The organism is Halomonas sp. ND22Bw, from assembly GCF_003011945.1.
GTDB classification, from domain to species: Bacteria; Pseudomonadota; Gammaproteobacteria; order Pseudomonadales; family Halomonadaceae; genus Halomonas; species Halomonas halophila.
Genome location: NZ_PXWD01001337.1, coordinates 1 through 253 on the forward strand (window position 1 = coordinate 1; position 253 = coordinate 253).

Annotated in this window: 1 protein-coding gene; it reads left to right on the forward strand. The window is 59.7% G+C overall.

Annotated features, from left to right (window positions below; all coding sequences use genetic code 11):
- Nucleotides 1-193, forward strand: a 193-nt coding sequence (locus CVH10_RS22530; RefSeq protein WP_181244698.1) for a sigma factor-like helix-turn-helix DNA-binding protein, incomplete at its 5' end; no start/stop codon positions are given.
- Nucleotides 194-253: the final 60 nt, after the last annotated feature.

Sequence of the window (253 nt, forward strand, 5' to 3'; positions counted from 1 at the left end):
CATCCTGAAGAACATGCCGCCGCTCAGACGGGAAATCTTCCTCCGCCGTCGACTGGACGATCATCCACCCGCGGTTATCGCCACCGACCTAGACATGCGGCAATCGGCGGTGGAAAAGCATGTCTTCCGTGCGCACAGCGACATAAGACAGGGTCTCGCCAAGCGGAAACTGACCGGTTGGAGCAGGATCTAGCCATGCGTGACGACAGCCTATCGCGAAGCGACGCCCCCATCGATGAATTGGCGCTCAAGG